The sequence below is a fragment of the Nocardiopsis sp. TNDT3 genome (assembly GCF_003427465.1).
Classification (GTDB): Bacteria; Actinomycetota; Actinomycetes; order Streptosporangiales; family Streptosporangiaceae; genus Nocardiopsis; species Nocardiopsis dassonvillei.
Map to the genome: position 1 here is coordinate 1 of NZ_QPFC01000947.1, position 1,481 is coordinate 1,481.

Here is a 1,481-nt window from a genome sequence, read left to right on the forward strand (position 1 = left end):
CGGCCCCCTCGACCCGCGGTCCGGGGAGCAGCCGACCCTGGTAGCGGTGGCCCCGCCGCCGGAGGACTGGCCCGCCGGGCGCAGGGAGTCCTTCTTCCGCGAGTACAACGCGGTCATGCTGCGCGACCTCATGGCCCACGAGGCCGTTCCCGGGCACGCTCTCCAGCTCGCCCACGCCGCCCGGCACGAGGGCGGCACCCGGGTGGGCCGGGCCCTGTGGAGCGGCACCTTCGTGGAGGGCTGGGCGGTCTACGCCGAGGAGGTGCTGGCCCGCCACGGCTGGTCCGGCGACCGGCGCGAGGACCTGGCGCTGCGCCTGGTGCAGCTCAAGATGCGCCTGCGGATGATCATCAACGCGATCCTGGACGTGCGCCTGCACACCGGCGACCTCACCGAGGCCGAGGCGATCTCCCTGATGACCCGGCGCGGACACCAGGAGGAGGGCGAGGCCGTCGGCAAGTGGCGCCGCGCCCAGCTCACCAGCGCCCAGCTGTCCACCTACTACGTGGGCTACGCGGAGGTCTCCGACATCGCCAGCGACCTGGCCCTGGCCCGGCCCGCGCTCACCGAGCGCGAGCGCCACGACGCGATGCTCGCCCACGGCAGCCCGCCCCCGCGCCACCTGCGCACCCTGCTGGGGCTGTAGGGACGCGGCCACCCGGCCTGACGGGCACTCCGGCCGCCCTCCACGCGTTGGTACACCGGCGGCTGCGGCGGGCACGACCGGTCCCCGCGGGTTCCCGAGGATGCCCACGGAGTTGTCCACAGGCCGGGCCGGGTTCGGCCCGCGGTCGCCACCGCGCTTCTATGCTGGAGGCGCGAGAGAGTACGGACAGGCGACGGAAACGGACGAGCCATGCGCGGTGCCGACGACGAGCACGAGGACGTTCCCGGCGACCCTCCCGCCGTGGGGACGGGAAGCCCCGACGGCTGGGAACGGCTGTGGACGCCGCACCGCATGGCCTACATCAAGGGCGAGGGCAAGCCCAGCGGCTCGCGCCCCGAGGACGGGTGTCCCTTCTGCCGAGCCCCCGGACTGTCCGACCCCGAGGGCCTCGTGGTCGCCCGGGGCAAGTCGGCCTACGCGGTCCTCAACCTCTACCCCTACAACAGCGGCCACATCCTGATCTGCCCCTACCGCCACGTGTCCGACTACACCGCCCTGGACGAGGAGGAGACCGCCGAGGTGGCCGCCCTCACCCAGGCGGGCATCCTCGCGCTGGGCGCGGCCTACGGGCCGCAGGGCTTCAACGTCGGCATGAACCTCGGCGGCGCGGCCGGTGCCGGGATCGCGGCCCACCTGCACCAGCACATCGTTCCCCGCTGGGGAGGCGACGCCAACTTCATGCCCGTGATCGGCCGGACCAAGGTGCTGCCCGAGATGCTGGAGCAGACCCGGTCCAAGCTCGCCGCGCACTGGCCCAGAGAGTAGGGCGCGCCCCGCGGGAGCACGCGACACGCCCCCTGGAGGCCGCCCCGAC

The 1,481-nt window shown here is 74.1% G+C and carries 2 protein-coding genes; both read left to right on the forward strand.

Going from position 1 to position 1,481, the window contains the following annotated elements:
* Positions 1-646, forward strand: a 646-nt coding sequence (locus DQW06_RS22070) for a DUF885 family protein (RefSeq protein WP_117199224.1), incomplete at its 5' end; no start/stop codon positions are given.
* A 210-nt stretch (positions 647-856) separates the two neighbouring features.
* Positions 857-1,432 carry an HIT domain-containing protein gene (locus tag DQW06_RS22075; protein WP_013151869.1) on the forward strand — a complete coding sequence of 192 codons (576 nt, stop codon included), beginning with the start codon at positions 857-859 and terminating at the stop codon, positions 1,430-1,432.
* The last annotated feature ends 49 nt before the right edge of the window (positions 1,433-1,481 follow it).